This window comes from Vibrio bivalvicida (genome assembly GCF_001399455.2).
Lineage (GTDB): Bacteria > Pseudomonadota > Gammaproteobacteria > Enterobacterales > Vibrionaceae > Vibrio > Vibrio bivalvicida.
Genome location: NZ_LLEI02000022.1, coordinates 16,804 through 35,607, shown reverse-complemented (window position 1 = coordinate 35,607; position 18,804 = coordinate 16,804). Strand labels below are relative to the sequence as shown.

At 44.4% G+C, this 18,804-nt stretch carries 11 protein-coding genes; 5 read left to right on the top strand and 6 right to left on the bottom strand.

All coding sequences use genetic code 11. The features are described from left to right. Positions 1-26 precede the first annotated feature (26 nt). Positions 27-3,794, bottom strand: a complete 3,768-nt coding sequence (gene tamB, locus APB76_RS08460; RefSeq protein WP_054962804.1) for an autotransporter assembly complex protein TamB — start codon at positions 3,792-3,794, stop codon at positions 27-29. Further along, positions 3,791-5,506 carry an autotransporter assembly complex protein TamA gene (tamA, locus tag APB76_RS08455; protein ID WP_054962805.1) on the bottom strand — a complete coding sequence of 572 codons (1,716 nt, stop codon included), beginning with the start codon at positions 5,504-5,506 and terminating at the stop codon, positions 3,791-3,793. The genes tamB and tamA overlap by 4 nt, the downstream gene beginning before the upstream one ends. Before the next feature lie 117 nt (positions 5,507-5,623). Between tamA and msrA the strand changes: the two genes are divergently transcribed. Further along, positions 5,624-6,250, top strand: a complete 627-nt coding sequence (gene msrA, locus APB76_RS08450; RefSeq protein ID WP_054962806.1) for a peptide-methionine (S)-S-oxide reductase MsrA — start codon at positions 5,624-5,626, stop codon at positions 6,248-6,250. Between the two features lie 16 nt (positions 6,251-6,266). Here msrA and APB76_RS08445 read toward each other — a convergent pair whose 3' ends face one another. Further along, a complete protein-coding gene (locus APB76_RS08445) occupies positions 6,267-8,720 on the bottom strand; it encodes a GH39 family glycosyl hydrolase (RefSeq protein WP_054962807.1) in 2,454 nt (817 codons plus the stop codon). A 40-nt stretch (positions 8,721-8,760) separates the two neighbouring features. Then, a complete protein-coding gene (locus tag APB76_RS08440; RefSeq protein WP_082880287.1) occupies positions 8,761-10,098 on the bottom strand; it encodes an MFS transporter in 1,338 nt (445 codons plus the stop codon). 354 nt (positions 10,099-10,452) lie between these two features. Here APB76_RS08440 and APB76_RS08435 point away from each other — a divergent pair, with 354 nt between their 5' ends. The 4 genes from APB76_RS08435 to surE all read left to right on the top strand — a co-directional run bounded on the left by APB76_RS08435 (position 10,453) and on the right by surE (position 15,139). Next, positions 10,453-12,138 carry a glycoside hydrolase family 3 protein gene (locus APB76_RS08435; RefSeq protein ID WP_054962809.1) on the top strand — a complete coding sequence of 562 codons (1,686 nt, stop codon included), beginning with the start codon at positions 10,453-10,455 and terminating at the stop codon, positions 12,136-12,138. A 54-nt stretch (positions 12,139-12,192) separates the two neighbouring features. Then, the gene (gene pgmB / locus APB76_RS08430) at positions 12,193-12,867 is read left to right on the top strand and encodes a beta-phosphoglucomutase (RefSeq protein ID WP_054962810.1); all 675 of its coding nucleotides are present in this window, start codon (positions 12,193-12,195) and stop codon (positions 12,865-12,867) included. A 75-nt stretch (positions 12,868-12,942) separates the two neighbouring features. Continuing rightward, on the top strand, positions 12,943-14,241 hold the full coding sequence (locus APB76_RS08425) for an OprD family outer membrane porin (protein ID WP_054962811.1): 1,299 nt from the start codon (positions 12,943-12,945) through the stop codon (positions 14,239-14,241). Positions 14,242-14,257: 16 nt separating this feature from the next. Next, entirely contained in the window at positions 14,258-15,139 is an 882-nt protein-coding gene (gene surE, locus APB76_RS08420) for a 5'/3'-nucleotidase SurE (RefSeq protein ID WP_054962812.1), read from the top strand. 145 nt (positions 15,140-15,284) lie between these two features. On the opposite strand, the gene APB76_RS08415 is transcribed toward surE, so the two are convergent. Then, on the bottom strand, positions 15,285-16,565 hold the full coding sequence (locus APB76_RS08415) for an HD domain-containing phosphohydrolase (protein ID WP_054962813.1): 1,281 nt from the start codon (positions 16,563-16,565) through the stop codon (positions 15,285-15,287). Between the two features lie 15 nt (positions 16,566-16,580). Then, on the bottom strand, positions 16,581-18,770 hold the full coding sequence (gene amt, locus APB76_RS08410; protein ID WP_049844429.1) for an ammonium transporter: 2,190 nt from the start codon (positions 18,768-18,770) through the stop codon (positions 16,581-16,583). Positions 18,771-18,804: the final 34 nt, after the last annotated feature.

Below are 18,804 nucleotides of genomic sequence, written 5' to 3'. Positions count from 1 at the left end.
CATCGACTCCCTTCGATGTCTACCTACTAATTAAATTCAAATTGATAAAGAAGATCGACGGCGTTGGTCGCACCAGATAATGCCTCAACATAGAGATCTTGCATCAAACGATAACGCACGGTGAACTCACCGACAGACTCAAAAATACCAACGCCATATTTAACCTTTAAGCCAGGTAAAATATAACCGCTTACTGTCACTTGAGAATCATTACCAGAGCCTGCGGTATCAACCTGAAGATCTTGTACCCCAAAGGCTTCGCCAATTTCCCCAACAACACGACCGCTTTTCGCGAGACTTAAGCCAATTAAGGTTGTCGTCATGGCATTACCACCCGTTTCACCATCAATATCTTGGCCACGTAACAAATAAGATAAAGCGTTCGCCTGTGCCATCGCTGGCTCAGAAAAAATGGTCACTGTCGGCTCGCTGACAGGGCCGGTCACTTTTACCCCTGCCATCACATCATCTTTGGTGTTATCTGGATTGCGAATAGCGGTAATTTGCAAGTACGGCTGATCCACAGGACCATTCATTAGCACCTTACCCTCTTTAATTAGCAGGTCTTGGCCAAACGAGCGGTATGAACCATCAACGATATTGACCTCACCAGTAACAAAAGGTCCCTTGTCTCTCTGGGCTACATTAAGATTACCAACTAACTCCCCCTCTAGACCAAACGCAGAGAGCTTAAAATCATCGCCAATCTTAATATTGATATTGGATTGCACCGTGAAAGGCACTTGGTTCTTCTTATCAACAGGTTGAAGTTGATCATTAAGAATGACCTGATCCTTGGAGACGCTAATCGCACTTGGTGGCAACTCTTCCACCACGACACGTCCCCATGGCAAGGCGATGGTGCCATCGATACGCGCCAATTTAGGTGAAGCAGAGATGGTCATATCTGGTTGTACTTTGATTTTGACCATAGGCGGCACGTTGACTAGCAACTCCTCGGCAAAAACACGTACATTGGTACTCCAATCATTCAAGTCCTGCCAATCTGCGTCGCCCGCTAGCTCTAGTTTTCCATCTGGAGTATGAATAGCGGCAGCCAGGGTCGCATCATAGCCACTGAAGTTGATGGTTAATCGCCCTGAGTTTACTTCTACCGGAGAGATATCCCCTTTGAGCAAGATATCATCGACAACAAACTGGCCATTTACTTTAGGCTGCATTGCCGGGCCAGTGATTGCGAGATCGGTGGTAATGTTCGATTTGAGCTTGCTGAACTCCCCGACGAGTGGTGCTAAGAAGTCTAAGTTGAACGTGGTGAGCTTCAAACGCCCATCGATTTGCTTGTCGTCACTGAGCACATTGGGAATAGTGGCATTACCAGAAATATCACCATTATCGGTTACATCAAGTAACCACTCTGCGCTCAGCTTATTGTCTGCAAGTTGCGCCGTCAGTGTCGCGCTCTCCCAACCTAACTCTAGAGGTTGTTCAATCTTTTGAACCACTTCACCTTTGGCTAATTCAATCTTAGCCTTTACTTGTGGTGGCTGGTTATCACCCCACTTGGCCCATACATTGGCGTCTACTTGCCCTTGGAGTTGCGTTGTCTGAGGAATAAAAGTTTTGATCTGCTCAAAATCAAGCTGACTTAACGCGAGCGCAGCTTCACCGCTTTGTCCAACCTTAATATCTTTCTCTAAACAGAGTGAAGAGTCTGCTTGCAACCAACAGTGGGCAGCAACAGAAACCTGCTCAGTCGCCATTTCAAAACCTAATGCGGTTGGCTGATTCAGTCGCCATTCACCTTGCAGCGAAGAGAGTCGCATCCGCTCAAGCTTACCTTGCCAAACAAGTTCAGGTTTATCGGTCAGTGAGCCTGTCAGAGCCAAACTCGTCGACACGATATTCGAATTCACATCCAGGTTAAGTTGGTGCTTTTGCTGAGAGCCAGTAAAGTTCAAGCTCACGTCATCGATCACTTTGTCTTGATACTTAGCCTGATTAACCTTAAGCGCTAATTGACCACTTGGCGTTGGCAGCGGTGTGATATTCCCCTTCATACTGAGCTTGCTAATCTGAGCCTGTTGTTGCCAATCTATCGCTTTAGCGACAAGGTTTAGACCCACATCTGGCGCTTTCAAATCTCCGCGCAGGGCCACGTCACCGACAACACGTCCTTTTAAGTCAGGTATCGATTTGATTAAGTCAGGTAAGTTGAGTTCCAGATCCATCCGCCACTGTTTATCTAGCTCCCCGCTGGCTTTAATACTGTTGGGGCCATGAGAAAGCACTAGCTGCGGCGTTTTAACACTGAGCTCATTGTTGCCAGCCACATCTGCAGCGCTAACGCTACCTGCTATATTCAGCGGGTACTCTCGCAGTACACCATCAATATCGAGTTTCGGGACATCGACTTGCCATCCACCTTGCTCTGTCAAATTGCCGGAGGTTGACACTGCCCCACTGATATCGCCTTCTGCTTCTGGCCACTGTAAACCGGGCTGAATGTGAGCCAGTGTCAAGTTTGCTACCCAATTAATCGGCGCTTGCCAATCCACCATTACATCGCCAGAGATCGTTCCTCCCAGCGTGGCAATGTCCACTTGGCTCAATTTGATATGGGAGAGATCCCCTTTGCCTTGCAGCGAGAGAGACACATCAGGAAGTTGTACCCCTTTAAGAGCGGTATCTAGATCTAGGTTATAGCCATTAAGAGAGCCGTGAGCTTGAAGTTTATCTATCGAGGCAAAGTAATCCCCTTTTCCTTTTAACGGCCACTGCAGATCACCTTGGGTGACAGTAAAATCAAAAGGTAGTTCAGGCTTGAGTGGTTGCAGTTCCCCAGTAAGGAAAGCTTTGGCTAACCCTGCCAATTGAGCCGATAGCTGCAGCTTCGCCACACTACCATCCGCTTTGAGAGATATCGTTTGTCCTGCAGCCATCTCTTCTTTGATTGTCGCATCTAGTTGCAAGTCGAGTGGATAATCACCTTGCAGATCAATGTCTGTTTTTAGCTGCGCAGTCGCCTGCGGCACATCTAGTTCAAGCGTTTTGACCACCAATTTAGAATCTTTGGCGTTGGCCTCTAAGCCTAAATGGTTGACGATGACTGGCGTTGGTTGATCAAGCTTAAAGTCGTAAACATCAAGACGTACAAGATCAATTTGCAGTGGCATAACAATATTGGGGAGAACAATCTCTGTAGGCGTTGACGCTTGATTCACTGGAGTAGCGGCTTGCTCATTTTCAGCCGGACTTGAGGCTAACTTAACCACTGCTTTTTTAAGTTCTGTGGTATTGAGACGCAGGCGATTACCTTGAAATGACGCCCCAGAGGTAAACGAGTCCCACGAGATCTGATTACCTAAAATATCCAGCTTGGTATCACTTAGCGCCAATCGACTTAACTTGATAGGAATAGGAGAAGTGACTTTAGCTGATGATGACGCCTCAGCTTGCTCTTGAGTAGCTGGCGAGCTTTCTGGTAACTCAGGCATAGAAAATGACAAACCATCAATCGCGAGTTCATCTATGCACACGCCCGGCTCAGTAAAGCATGTCGCATTGACTGCAAGCGTTAGCGACCTTGCCTGAGTATCGACGTGCAAGCTGTCATCTTTAAAAACAACATTGCTAAGGGTAAATCGAGGAAAAACCGCGCCTTGACTCGATCCAACTTTAAGCTGAGGAACAAACTTCTCAGCCCCCCACAAAACAAGGTTTAAGCCAGGATTAGTAAACAGTAATCCGCCCAGCGCAACCAAAACGCTGAGGAGTAAAATGAGTAAAGTGAGTGAAAGCCATTTTGACCACTTAATCACAACACGGGTCATAGCTCAGGTCCTAAAGTAAAGTGGATTTTAAATTCGTCGCCTTTATTTGCATCAAGCCCCCAAGCAAAATCAAGACGAATAGGGCCTACAGGGGAAGCCCAGCGCACACCAACACCCGTACCGCGTTTAATATCTGGCTTATCATTAAACGCATCACCAACATCGTAAAAAGCCGCGCCCCACCAATCACCATATACGCGATATTGATACTCGATTGAGCTAGTCAGCATATATTTGGCACCGGTTAATTTATCGTCGGAGTCCTTGGGCGAGATGGACTCATAACCATAACCACGGAGGTTATTATCACCACCCGCAAAGAAACGTAACGATGGCGAGAGCTTATTAAACTCTTCAGAAAAGTTGGCACCACCATTCAGTTTGAATATACCGCGGTGGTTTTGACCGGCACTACGAATCCAAGTTGTCGCACCAATCAAACGAGTGACTCGAGTCTCTGAGAGCGCATTAGGGTCGCCATACTCTAATGTAAGACTTTGACGGTCTCCCCAAGTTGGCATCGCTCCCCCTCGAACTCGGCTGCGAGAAAAAGTTATCCCTGGTAGCATAAACTGAGCACTATCTTCTTGTTTACCTTGGGTATAATTCTCCAGCAGGTAGCGAACATACAGGGTGCGGTGCCAACCGTTGTCAAGCACCCAGTGCCTTTCTAGCGCCAAGTTGGACTCAAGACTTTTCGTATCACGCTGATTGAGATTTTTCATCCCATATTGGATGCGATAATACTCATTGAGTGCATCTTCGAGTGGAATTCGGTAACCAGCGGTGATGGTTTGTTCTGGCTTTGAAATAGATAAGCTACTGTCGAAGCTATGGCCGCGACTATTCACCCACGGTTTCTTCCATTTGAGTGAACCTCTAACACCGACATCCGTTGCATAACCGATACCGGTTTCAAGTTTGTTTCTCGCCTGTGGCGCGAGGGAAACTTTCATAGGCAACTCGCGCCCTTCGCCTATTTTACTCAGGTCTGGCTCAACGAATACCGATGAAAACCAATCTGTATTAGAGAGGTTCTGGTTGTATTCGCCAACTTGAGATGCCTGATAAGGGTCATTGGCCTGATACGGCGACAAAGACGCGACTCTATCTTGATCAATTTGGCTGCCCGTTATGGTATTAGCGCCAAAGTGATAGCGCATCCCACTGTCATAATGAAGGTGGATAAAGGCTTGGTTGAGATCAGGCGCAACCTCCAATCTACTCGCGGTAAAGTCCCCTTCAAAGTAGCCTTTTTGCAAGGCGAGGTTGCGAATCGAAGATTTTAACGTGTCATACAAACTATGATTAAGCCGCTCCCTTTGTTTCAGGCCACTATTTTCTATTAGTGCTGTGAACTGAGGATCACTTTTCGCTTCACCTTCAATTTTAATGTCGATCTGCTGCAAAATAACCGCGGGACCAGGATCCACATTGACGATCAACTCTGATTCATCTTGCGCGACAGTAAAATCAATCTCAGGGTGGTAGTACCCTAAGGCATTAAGTGCTTCGGTGATATTTTTCTCTATTCGCGCTTGGAAACGTAAACTGGTTTTATACTCAGTTTCAGGAATAGATGATAAGTAGGCTTCAACATTATCATTCAGCTCACCCTCTAGCCCTTCTATCGAGAGGTCGACACTTTGTGCCCATACCGAAGGGGCAAAGGAAACAAGTGCGATTAGAACTGGTAAAGGTTTGCTGATCATGCTTAATTATCTGTCTACATCAAGTAAGGGAATAATACCGCCACTAAAATAATAAGTCTGTACGAAAACAGTGAATTAGGCGGTCTATATAAAAAATACTCCAACAAGGAAATCACGATGCTCGACAAACAAACCATGATTACCGCCCAACAAGCTCTTCCAGGACGAGAGACGCCACTTGCACTCGATGACATTCATTTCGTCAATCAAACCAGTTTAACTGCAGAACCTGCAGAAGGTTGCGAGAAAATTCTCCTTGGAATGGGCTGCTTTTGGGGAGCCGAGCGCCTGTTCTGGCAACTTGATGGAGTGGTAAGCACCTCAGTTGGCTACGCAGGAGGTTATACGCCTAACCCAACCTATGAAGAGGTATGCAGCGGACAAACTGCCCATACAGAGATTGTACGAGTCGTTTTCGATCCAAGTATCATTAGCCTAGAGCAACTATTACAGGCTTTTTGGGAAAAGCATGACCCAACTCAGGGTATGAGACAAGGCAATGACAGCGGAACTCAATACCGCTCAGCCATCTATGTATACAGCGACGAACAATACCAAGCAGCGCTAGCATCTAAGCAGGCCTATCAAGCGCTACTCGGTGACGGTAGTAGTGAGATCACCACAGAAATTTTACCCGCAGGCAAATACTACTACGCTGAGAACTACCACCAGCAATACCTAGCTAAAAACCCGAACGGCTACTGTGGTTTGGGGGGAACCGGTGTATGTTTTCCTCCCAGCTAACTTGGAAACACCACCACTAACTCTTTAAACTAATAAGGATTAGTTCAACCGCATGCTCAGAAAGAGAAGCGGATAACTGGAGCTTTCCGCCCGGATGAACTAGAGATTCCGACACCCGAGACGGCCAAGCATCACGTTTTAGCTGCGCTATATCATCTTCATCAAGGGGGCATGGTGCTCCCATCTTTTGCCATTCATCATAGGCCGAGCCATGTTCACGACTCAAGGTATAACGAGTTAAACGATAATGCCCTTTGGCAATATCCAGTTCAAAACAAAATTCTTGTTGAGGATGAGGGTTAAATGCACTGTAAGGATCGATGATTTCAATTGCCGAAATATCCCCACTCGCATACAGATCATCAAAATGGACATAATTGACCATCAAAATCTGAAACTCATTATCACTTCGACTGACTAGGTAGTTATTGTCGCGAGCAATGACCTGTTTACCCATCCGGTTCAGTAGAGAAATAGCATGATAGCTTGGCTTAGGGATCCCTTCTCGGGTTTGCAAACCAAAGCCACCATGAAAGGTGTCGATAGCTGGACCACGTTCATCAAAAAGATCGCTAAACGTCCATATTGCCAACGAATCCACCTTATCATAGAGTTTCAGCGCATTTTGGACGATAAAGGCAGCCGTATAGGCAGTATCTAACAGACGGTTCCCCCATACAGCAGATACATTCCACTCAGTAATATGCTGCTCTTTGATCGCTAACGGAGAGATGGCTTTTTTCCCTAGCTCAATTAACTCTCGACATCCATCGGGGCCCATTGAGCGACGTGATACATTCTGGGTACTCTCCAAAGAATCAAATGCGCCATACTTTTCTGGATATATATGGTAGGAAAAGAAATCTGGTTGTAGGTTCTCACGCACACAAAAAGCGACAAAGTTATCTAACCATGCACCTTGGCTAAACGCCATGTGGCTAACTGAAGGACCACCAAGTCTGATGTTTCTATTTACCCTGCGTGCAGTTTGATAGGTTGCCAGATAGAGTTGATGGTAAGCGTCTTGGCTATCTGCCCAAAAAATCCCCTCCAAGTCAGGCTCGTTCCAAGCCTCGAAATACCAACTGGAAACTTCCTGTTCCCCATAACGTTCCAAGATGTTGTAGAAAAACTCACTGAGTAGATCTTGCCATAACTCTAACTGTTTTGGAGGAGTCACGTTTCCTCGCCACTGAGCTACTGTATGTTGCCCACTAGCAAACAGTTCAGGAGTAAAGCCTAAGCAAACAAAAGGTTTTAAATTGAGTGATAGCAGGAAATCAAACAACTCATTAACGTAACGCCACTGATATTGCCCTGCTGAGACAACAATCTGCATCTGGTCAACAAATATCCCTTGGAAGCGTGCGTACTTGAACTTCAGCTCAGACTGCGTATAACGCATTTGCTGTTGCACCTCAGCTTTTAACCCCTCGTAAGCGCAACCAAACGTCATAATCTGACTCCAAACAGGCGTTAACGAACCGAGGTTATCACAGAGATTTAGTGTGGTTGTTTGCAGTTTTGTTTTAGGCTTAGGGGGGTGAGTAAAGGTTGTGCTCAAATATTTGAATAAAGGTTTGTAAATATCATTATCATCAACAGTCATGTAACTCGCCAGTGACGACACTGGGTAGGCTGCGCTGCGCTGGCGACGGAGCTCTACTGGTGTAAGCTGATACTTATCTCGAAACTTTCGATAAAACAACTTAGGGTCATTGAATCCACACTCTAATACAATATCTGAGATTTTATCACTACCCATTACAATTCGATTTGAGGCACGATACAAACGATAGTCAAACAAATACTCTTGAAAAGCGATGCCCATCCTTTCTTTAAAAAAACGAGATAAGTGATGTACGGTGACACACTCCTTTTCCGCTAACTGCTGCAATTGTATACGTTCACCATAGTGTTGCTCTATGTACTGAACGATACGAGTTAATCGCTCTAGCTCTCTTTCTCGCAATTGCTGATGATTCTTCTCAACAAGACGTGTGGGAAAGCTTGTTACCAGTGTCTCGATCAGGGCCATCAGCTCCTGTTCAATAGTAAATTTGAACCAGTGCTTTTTTTTCACAAAAGACCAAATGATTTTAGCTAAATGAGCGCGTACCCGATCAAAGCTCTCCTGTTCCCCCTCCTTAGTGCTATTGCAATCAAAGACAACATGAAGCAATTCGGGATAAAAGTTACTAAGCATATCCGGAGAAAACTGAATCGCTAACAGAACATTGTCTTCAGAAGTGGCCTTAATGGCATGAAGTTCATTTGGGTTTAGCAACAAAAGATCATCTGCTTGCATCACAAAGTGTTGATTCTCCTTCTGAACATCAACACTCCCCTTCAATACCATGAGAAGTTCTAGTTCATGATGCCAATGAGCTGTTACATCTAAGATAGAATGAACATAAATTTTGACGTTTAGACCTTCTTCCAAGCGTACAAGCTCATGTCTATATTGCATCTCAAACTCCCTAATTACACCCAAATACCTTAAAGAAAGACTATTCAGCTCTGATCGCAGCTAACTCCCTTTGCATCTGCTCACTCACCTGCTTGTTTATCGGGTATAGCGTCAGTACGGCTGCATTGGCGAGAAAACCGATAGCAGGCATTATGCTCATCATTAATAAAATACTGTGCAAGGTTTGAGGGTTCTGAACCTCACCAGCTTGATAGCCGAACATTGATAGCATAACGCCAGAAATGACCCCGCTAATCCCCATCCCAAATTTATGTGAGAAAGTAACAGAGCTTGTAGTTAATCCTATCACTCGTTTTCCTTGCTTCCACTCACAATAATCCGCTGCATCAGCGACCATTGCCCACATGATTGGCACGCTCACTCCTTGCGCTGTCATCACTAACAAGAAAATACCATATACCCAAACAATGTTGTCGGTTGGCAACCAATACAATGTTGAAACCAAAAGCGCTGCGATGAACTGCGCATAGATCATTGTTTGCTTTTTACATGTCTTCCTTGCCAAGAGACCCGTGATAACTACGCCAATCAGCATGCCAATATTGCCTGATACAAAAAAACCAGTGGCGAGTTCTGTGTTGCCTACGTTGTAACGGAAATAATACATTCCAACGCCAAATGGAAGCATGGTAAAACTAAAACATAACACTCCAACCAGTAACAGTACCCACCACGCTCGATTACGTAATACGACACTCAGATCATGCTTAATTGAGGCAGGATTACCGACTGGCTTGATTCGCTCTTTAGTTAGCGAGAACATGGCTAGAAATAAAACCACAGCAAGCGTAGCAAAAATCATCATCGCATATTGAAATCCTTGCTGTTGATTCCCTGCTCCTAAATAGTTAACTAAAGGTAAAGTGGCTCCGGAAATAACTAACATCGCGAAAAAGCCACAAAACATACGAAAGCTCGCCAGTTGAGTACGCTCCTTAGGGTCAGGGCTCATGATCGTTGGCAAGGATGAGTAAGGAATATTCACCACGGTGTAGCACAGCATTAATACAATATAGGTAATGTAGGCATACGCGAGTTTTAAGCTAGGTGCCCAATCAGGAGTAGTAAAAGTAGCCACAGCGAGTACGCCTAACGGCAATGCACCAAACAAGATGTATGGGCGAAATTTACCCCATCGAGTTTGTGTCCGATCGGCAATCGCTCCCATTAAAGGATCGCTGATTGCGTCTATCATTCGAGCAACAAAAAACAAAGTACCAACCGCAGCTGCCGAAAGACCATAAACATCTGTATAAAAGTACATTAGAAAGGTGGTGACAGTGGCGAAGATTAGGGTACTAGCTAGATCACCCAAACCATACCCAAGCTTTTCTTTCAGATTAAGAGTTTCCATCATTATTGCCTATTTGAGTTTTCTTTTAGTGTTGCTTTATTAGCCAACAGTCATAAGGCACCTATTTGATACACTTTATGGGTGTTTTTTGTGGTCATAATAAAAATGTGAATTCACTCAATAATCTCCTCACCTCGTAAACCACAAGTTAAGCCTTTATAAGTCAATGAAAAATCGCGAATGTCCGCAGTATTCAAACTGATTTGGGATAACCGTTACAACACAAAGTCCTAGCTATGCCAGATCACACTTTTTCTCTAACCACAAAGATCACCCATATAGGTCGTTAAACCACTACGAAGTTTGTTGAAACTGTATTCCATAGACTGACTGTAAACCGAATGAGGAGCATCAACTATGGATCTAACGACAAACCCCTTCTACTTAAACAGTGAAGAAATCAACTGGGTAGAAACCACTTTGGCCTCAATGACACTTGAAGAAAAAATCGGCCACCTCTTTTGCCCAATAGGCCTTAGCGCTAAACAAACCGATCTAAAACAAATGCTGGAACAGTACAAACCTGCAGGCATTATGTTTCGTCCAGGCGAGCTAGACGAAACGCAACAAGTTCACTCTTACCTACAACAGCACAGTAAGATCCCTATGCTGATCGCAGCCAATCTAGAGAGTGGAGGAAACGGCGCTGTCATTGAAGGAACCGAATTTGGCAGCCAAATGCAAGTTGGAGCGACAGCTGATACCAAGATGGCCACCGAACTGGGCAATGTTGTCGCCAAAGAAGGTCGTGCCGTCGGATGTAACTGGGCATTTGCGCCCGTTATCGATTTAGATATCAATCCGCATAATCCTATCACCAATACACGCACATATGGCAGTGATCCGGAACTCGTGGCTGCCATGGGTAGAGCCTATGTCGAAGCCGTTCAATCACATGGCATGGCAACATCTATCAAGCATTTCCCCGGAGATGGTATCGACTATCGCGACCAGCACCTCGTCATGTCCGTGAACACCCAACAGCCAGATGAGTGGGACAGCACCTTTGGCCAAGTCTATCAGCACTCAATCAATGCGGGAGCATTGACGGTAATGGCAGGGCATATAGCGCTACCAGCTTACTCTAAAAAATTGAATCCACAGCTGAGCGATAAGGAAATTATGCCAGCTTCACTTGCACCTGAGCTGCTCAATGACCTGTTACGCGGTCAACTTGGCTTTAACGGAATGATCGTTTCAGATGCAACAAGTATGGTTGGCTTCACCGTTGCCCTTCCCCGGGAACAAGCTGTCCCTATGACTATTGCAGCAGGGTGTGACTTGTTCCTATTTAACAAAGATCTTGATGAAGACTTTGAGTACATGCGTAAAGGGATCGAAACTGGCTTACTTTCAGTAGAGCGCGTCGACGAAGCCATCACTCGCACGCTAGCAACCAAAGCTGCTCTCGGCTTACACAAGCGGGATCTGACGGCTGAATTGGATAAATCCGTCGTTGGCTGCAAACAACATAAAGAATTAGCGAGTGATTGTGCCGATAAATCCATCACTTTAGTCAAAGATCTTAACCAAACCTTACCTTTGAACTTGGAACAGCACAGCCGTGTACTACTGATTGGTTTAGGTGATGAGCCAGATATGTTTGGCTTTGAATCAGGCACAACCGAGTCTTTTAAAACAGAGCTTGAATCAAATGGATTCAACGTATCGGTCTACGATACCTCGGAATTCACCATGAGAGATATGATGCAACCCGTACAGGCGTTCATCGAAGATTACGATCTTGTTATCTACACAGCCAAATTTAAAACCGCAAGCAACAAAACCACATTGAGAATTAATTGGGCCAGACCTATGGGCATCGATGCTCCATGGTTTAGCCAAGAAATTCCAACGTTATTCATTTCCTTTGGTAGCCCATACCACCTAATGGATGTGCCAAGGGTTCCAACTTACATCAACGCTTATACCGCTAACCAACACACTATTGAAGCGGTCGTCAACAAACTCCTTGGTCGCTCATCATTTACAGGAGTGAGTCCTGTTGATGCCTTTGTTGGTCAGTGGGATACCCGCCTTTAATAATATATTTGGCGGGCAATCTAAACAGTTTTGCCCGCTGTAATAGGAGACAACATGTTACTACCCAATACAGCAATTTTTGACCTTGATGGTGTGCTTGTCGATACCGCAAAATTTCACTATTTAGCTTGGAAAGATATTGCAACTCAGATCGGGCTCTCATTTACCAAGGCAGATAATGAACGCTTAAAAGGTGTTAGCCGTTCACATTCACTCAATATAATTTTAGACATCAACAATCAATCCATGTCTGATTGTAATAAAAGATCCTGGTTAGAAAGAAAGAACAGAATATATAAAGAACATATTAGTACCCTTTCAGATAAGGATATATTGCCCGGAGTATTTGAAACTCTCAATTTATTTAAAAAAAATAATATAAAGATTGCATTAGGTTCAGCAAGTAAAAATGCAAAGCAAATATTATCAGCCACAGGAATAGAGTCATATTTTGATGCCATTGTTGACGGTAACTGTGTAGTAAAAGCGAAGCCCAATCCTGAGGTCTTTATACAAGCCGCTCTAAAACTCTCTGCAAAGCCAACAGATTGCACAGTATTTGAGGATGCGCAAGCCGGTGTTAAAGCTGCTATTGCAGCAAACATGTCAGTTGTCGGTATCGGTGATGGTTCACAGCTTAAAGAAGCGAATTATGTCGTCAGCAACCTAGAACAATACTTGACCATGATCACTAATTTATCTCCAGCACAAAATCCACCTAATAAATAACATCAATATCTACCAAGGATATAAGAGATAAAATTATTAATATAAAACTGAGTTATAAAGATATAAAGGAAATATATGAAACTCTTACCTACCACTACAAATATATTATTATTTTCTAGTTTGTCTTCAATACCTTTTTTAAGCACTGCTGACTTGTTAGAAGATAGTAAATTGGATCTATCAACGCGAAATATCGCTATGTATTTAGATCAAGATACCAAGGACGACAAAGATCAATTTGCTTGGGCACAAGGTATAGCGATTGACTATCAATCTGGCTACTTAGCTGACTTCATTGGCTTTGACGCCAGTTATGGTGGCGCAATTAAGCTTGGTGCCAACGACCACTTTCAAGGCCGTAACCTATTACGAGATAACAACGGTAACGCAGAAAGCTTCAATAAAATGACTCAAATCTACACTAAGCTACAATGGCAAAATGAAGAAGCGTTTGCTCGTGGATATGTAGGTTGGCGTCAACTCCACAAGCTTGGTGCCATCACGATTTCACGCAGTCGTGCAGTAACGAGCAGCTACCAAAGTGTTAGCGGCGAGTTTGGTTACAAAGGTTTTTTATTACGCGGGGCTTATACTGATCGCTTCTCTGATAGAGACTCACCACTCAAAGAACGTTTTACTACTCTAAGCGGAAAAGCTATTGACAACATCATCACCGGTGATATCAGCTACCGCTGGGGCAAAAAAAACTCAATTTTAGCTTTTAGTGGTCAGAGCCAAGATTACTTGCGACGCAATGGCGTTGAGGTGAAATGGCAAACACCTATTGGTGAGAAAGAATCTCTGACAGTCAGTGGTTACTGGTATCAAAACAAAGGTCTAGAAAACTGGGAAGGAATTCCATTCGACGACGAAGCATACCACTACAACCTAAATTTAGATTATCAATTTTCTAGCTGGATTGTCGGGGCCAGTTACGCATATACAGATGCCAAGCGAGAAAATGGTCTGGGCATGTTCTACTGGGATTTAGGTAAGAACACCGACGGTAATTTTAATAGCCGAGCAGATGGAACCGGGACTGACTTTAACAAAGATGGCGAGCATATGATTGCGATGCAGGCAATGTATGACATGAGTGCCGCAGGTGTTCCTGGTTTGAAGCTTGGCAGTCGCCTCACCTATGGTTTCGGCATGGAATATCAAGGGCAAGAAATTGACGAAGCTAGCCTAGATCTGCTTGCTATGTATAAGTTCTCATCCGTTAAAGGCCTGAGTGCCATGCTGGGTGTTGGCCCTGGTTATTCCTACGCTATGGATGGAGCCATGAATCCAGTCATCGAAAATGGTAGCTGGAGAAGAGCACCAACCATCGGTGGCACCTTTATGCTTGATTACAAATTTAACCTGCTTTAATCGACAAGGATATCTTATGAAATACTCAGCACTATTTACTCTAACCGCATGTGCCTTGACTCCTATGGCAACACTCGCCAATACACCTGAGCCACTACGAATCTTGGTAGTCAGTGATGATGGTTGTAAAAGCGAGGGAAGCCAAGCCTTGTTCAATGCTCTCAATAAGCAAGGTTACGATGTTTGGCTTTCTGGGCCACTCAATAACCAAAGTGGAATGGGAACAGCAGTAACATTCAAAATTGGTAAGCAGCTTAACTATGAGAAGATCGCGGACAAACAGTATTGTTTTGACGGTACCCCTGTAGACTCAGTGCTGTTTGGTTTAACAGCCTTAATGGCTGATCAAAAGCCCGACCTTGTCATCTCTGGCGTCAATGACGGACCGAATGTAGGCGTCAATCAGTTTAACTCTGGAACAGTCTCCGCTGCCGCTCGCTCTGTACGACATGGCATTCCGGCTTTAGCCGTATCTATGGGGTTTCGCTTAGAGGAGGCTAATGATGGTTTCCCAAGCTCGTTTGAATACATTCCAGCGGCGGTTAAACATACTTTGGAAGTTGTCGACAAACTAAATAAACAACACAAAGCTGGTAATGAACTATTACCTAAAGGAACCGGGCTAAGTATTAACTATCCTCCCTACCCTAAGAGTGAATTAAAGGGTATCGAGTATGTCGAGAATGAGGAACAACCAGACTACAACTACTTCTTTAAGCTGGCAGAGAACGGCAAAACCGTTCAGGAGCTGAACTTTGAACCATTCAAGCAAGCCTCAGATAGTAGTATTACGAATGATACGACTCAACTTATGCGTAAGCATATTACATATACCGTATTTCAAGCCCACTGGAATGCCCCTCAATGGGAGGATGAGTACCAAGCAATACTTAAATAAGTATGATGCTAACTAGTCAGCGCATGGCTATATGTGCAAAAGCTTATTGCATAATCAGCAATTAAATAACCCGTATGCAAATGCGGAGTGTAGTGCTGGGTGTCAGTTATTTATCGAAAGCCATGACTAGCGTCAGTTTGTGCGATTAAACCACATAGGCAAAATGGCGCTTATTTTGCTTTTCTAAGCCAATCAAACGTTGCAGCATGTCACCATTCAGAATGCTGCCACGTTTTATCAGAACTTGGCCATTGGTTAGATGTACATCCCTTTTAATCTCATCCCCAACCCTAAGTTCTCGTAAAGGGACGGAGTATTCCATAGAGTTATCGCTGTTTTGGCGTTTTTCCGACACCATTTTTAGATAGGCTTTCAAGATAGCGGGATCATAGTGTACTTCTGCGAGTTCCTGTAATTTCTCGGCAGCTTGCATTGGTGAACATCGCTTTGCTGGATCAACATGAGTAACGGTCAAGTAGTCATAGTCTTTGACTACGCGAACAATCTTAGCAGTCAGGGGGATGTCCTGTTGTTTGAGATGCATTGGATAGCCCGTGCCATTCATGTTTTCATCTTGATGCCGAATGCCCATAACCACATCTTTGAGGAGGTCACTATCGCTCAATGTCTCGTAGGCCAAGGAGCCAAAACAGCAAGGGCTAAGATGGTGATTAGCAAAGTTATCTGGTATTTCATTACCACTAGAGAATACGAGCCCAAGCGGGTGCAACAATGCACAGCGATGTACTCGCTCAGCAACTCGTGGTGATACGCCCAAATATACGGCTAACTGTTTAGCGTGATTGGCCACTCTGTCGATATCACATTGTTGATACCAAGATTGGGCAATCGCAGCAGCTAACAGTACATTCGACAAATCCTGAGAAAAGGTTTGGTAGCGATTTAACAAAAGATCATGTTGCTGTCTGAGTTCAGCGAGCTGCGTCTGCGCTTGCGTGGATGAAGCTAATAGCTGACTGTTTTGTTCGCTATAAGCGCTATTTTCCTGCTCTAGTTTATGAGCGTGCTGTTTGAGGCCAATGTTCATTTGGTACTGAGTGGCCATCTGACTTAACAGCACTTTCAAATCTTCAGTGTCCCAAGGTTTGGCAATAACATGGTGAATCTTACCCTCGTTAATAGCACTGACTAAAGTACGGTAATCAACCCCACCGGAGAATGCAATCCGTATCGCATGAGGCTGAATTAAAATAGATTCACTTAAAAACCGGGCGCCCCCCATACCCGGCATGCGCATGTCAGACATAATAATTGCCACTTCGTTGTCACCTAAGTAGACCAAAGCTTCAAGGGGGCTATTAAAAGTTACAACTTCATACTCCTTCCTCAGCAAACGACTCAGAGATTTGGTGATCTGAACTTCATCATCAACAACCAATAGCCTCCTCTGTTCTCTATCTGGCATGTATCCTCTCCTTCATTATTCATCAAGGGGCATTGGCAGACGCAAAGATACTTTGGTTCCTTTTGCCTGTTTACTTAGTAAGGTTAATGAACCACCGTGATTGGTCGCGATTCCATAGCAGATTGATAAACCTAGCCCTGCGTGCCCTTGTGAGCCAAGTGTGGTAAAAAATGGGTCGAACACTTTAGATTGGTTCTCCTGCTGAATACCAACACCACTATCAATGATCGCCACTACAACATTATTAGCTTCGTTACTTGTCGTCACCTTGATCGCTCCGCGTTCTTCCCCTATCGCCTGTATAGAGTTAGAAAGTAAGTTGACGCACAGCTGTTCTATTTGATGAGGACTGCAAGAAACCATCGGTAACTCAGCTTCATAAGACTCCAATAATTTACAGCTAAGTGGCAAGGTTGAGGCAATTCTTTCTACCGCTGATGAAACCAAAACGTTAATATCTTTAAGCTCAAACTTTTCATCTCCGAACTCAGAAAACGTGCGTACATTGGAAAGAATCTTCTCTATTTTGCTCGCGCCATCTGATGTTGCGTTAATCAGCTCTTCACTGTCTTCTAGCACAAACTCCAGATCTTCCTCTTCACAAATTTTGTCAATGCGCTGCAGCACCTCATTGGCGACCACTGGGTGCTGAGAAACCATTGCAGCAAACGCTTTATACTCGGTCACTAACAGTTTAAAGAACTTATTGTAATCTTTAAGTGTTTTGATATTGCTCAGTACATAGCCGATAGGTTCGTTGATCTCTCTCACTAAACCTGAACTTATCTGACCTAGACTTGAGAGCTTTTCACTTTTTTGCACCCGCGACTCCATCGACTTCAGTCTTTGATTGGTTTGCAATAGCGCACTATGCTTTTGAGTCGCTTTAACTAATGCCGTCTCAAAACGAGACAGGACTCGATTATATTGACGGGCAATCATGCCTATTTCTGAAGTAGGGTCATAGTTTACTCGCTGGCTAAAGTCCCCGCTCTCTTCTTGGTTTTGCATCACGGTGACCAAATCATAGAGATCACTACTCGCTTCATGGGATGAGATATTAAGTCCGACGATTTCCTCTTCATGGCCAACGCGAAGAGGGATCACTTTGTTTATCAATAAAAAGACAAGGTAACAGCAGGGAAAAACAAAAACAGCAATGACAGTCACACCAAAGATTTGTCCCCATAGCAGTTCCATTCTATTGCTCATCATCAAGGTATCTGTGATTACTTGCTGAGGGACAAACAAGGCTACGGCTATTGTGCCCCATACTCCACTCGCTAAGTGAACAGGCACTGCGTCCACTACGTCATCGATCTTTTTATTCACTAACAACCTACCTACCGACAGTGAAATCAAAGCACCTAGTGAGCCAATGATCACCGATGATAGGCCATCAACAAAGTTACAGCTCGCTGTGATTGAGACAAGTCCAGAAAGGATTCCATTGTAGAAGTTGGGAATATGGACTCTGTTGGTTTTATGTAAGGAGTACATTGCTGATGTAAGACCACCCGCTGCACCCGCAAGAATGGTATTGAGGACAATGTTAAACACGTTACTGTCGAAATGCAGAGAGCTCCCCGCATTAAAACCTAGCCAGCCTATCCATAGAAAAACCACCCCTGCGACACTCTGTACTAAGCTGCTGTGATTAAAATTATGACCTTTGACAAACCGATTCAGCCTAGGCCCAATAATCATGATCGCAGCCAAAGCGGCCCAGCCACCAACCGAATGGACCACTGTTGAGCCTGCAAAATCGACAAAACCACGTCGTGCTAACCAGCCATTATCCGACCACACCCAATGCCCAACGATTGGATACATGGCGACAGCTACAAATACAGACAATGCGATATAGCCTTTTAAGCTACCTCTCTCTGCAATTGCCCCTGAAATGATCGTCACCGATGTCGCACAAAATACCATTTGAAAGACAAAGAAAGCTCCCTCATCTAAACCATCAAAATGACCAAGTAAAAAATGGCTAGTACCTAGATACCCCCCCATTGACTCGCCAAACATGACACCGTAGCCAACTAACCAATAAAGGATCAGTACAACCGCTAAATCGATAAGGTTTTTGGCTGCCACATTTGCTGTGTTTTTTTTACGTACCGTACCTGCCTCTAGAAACAGAAAACCAACCTGCATCAAGAGCACAAGTAGCGTACATAACAAAATAAAAAGAGGATCCATAGCCACTAGTCACGTTTGATTGTCGTTTATTATT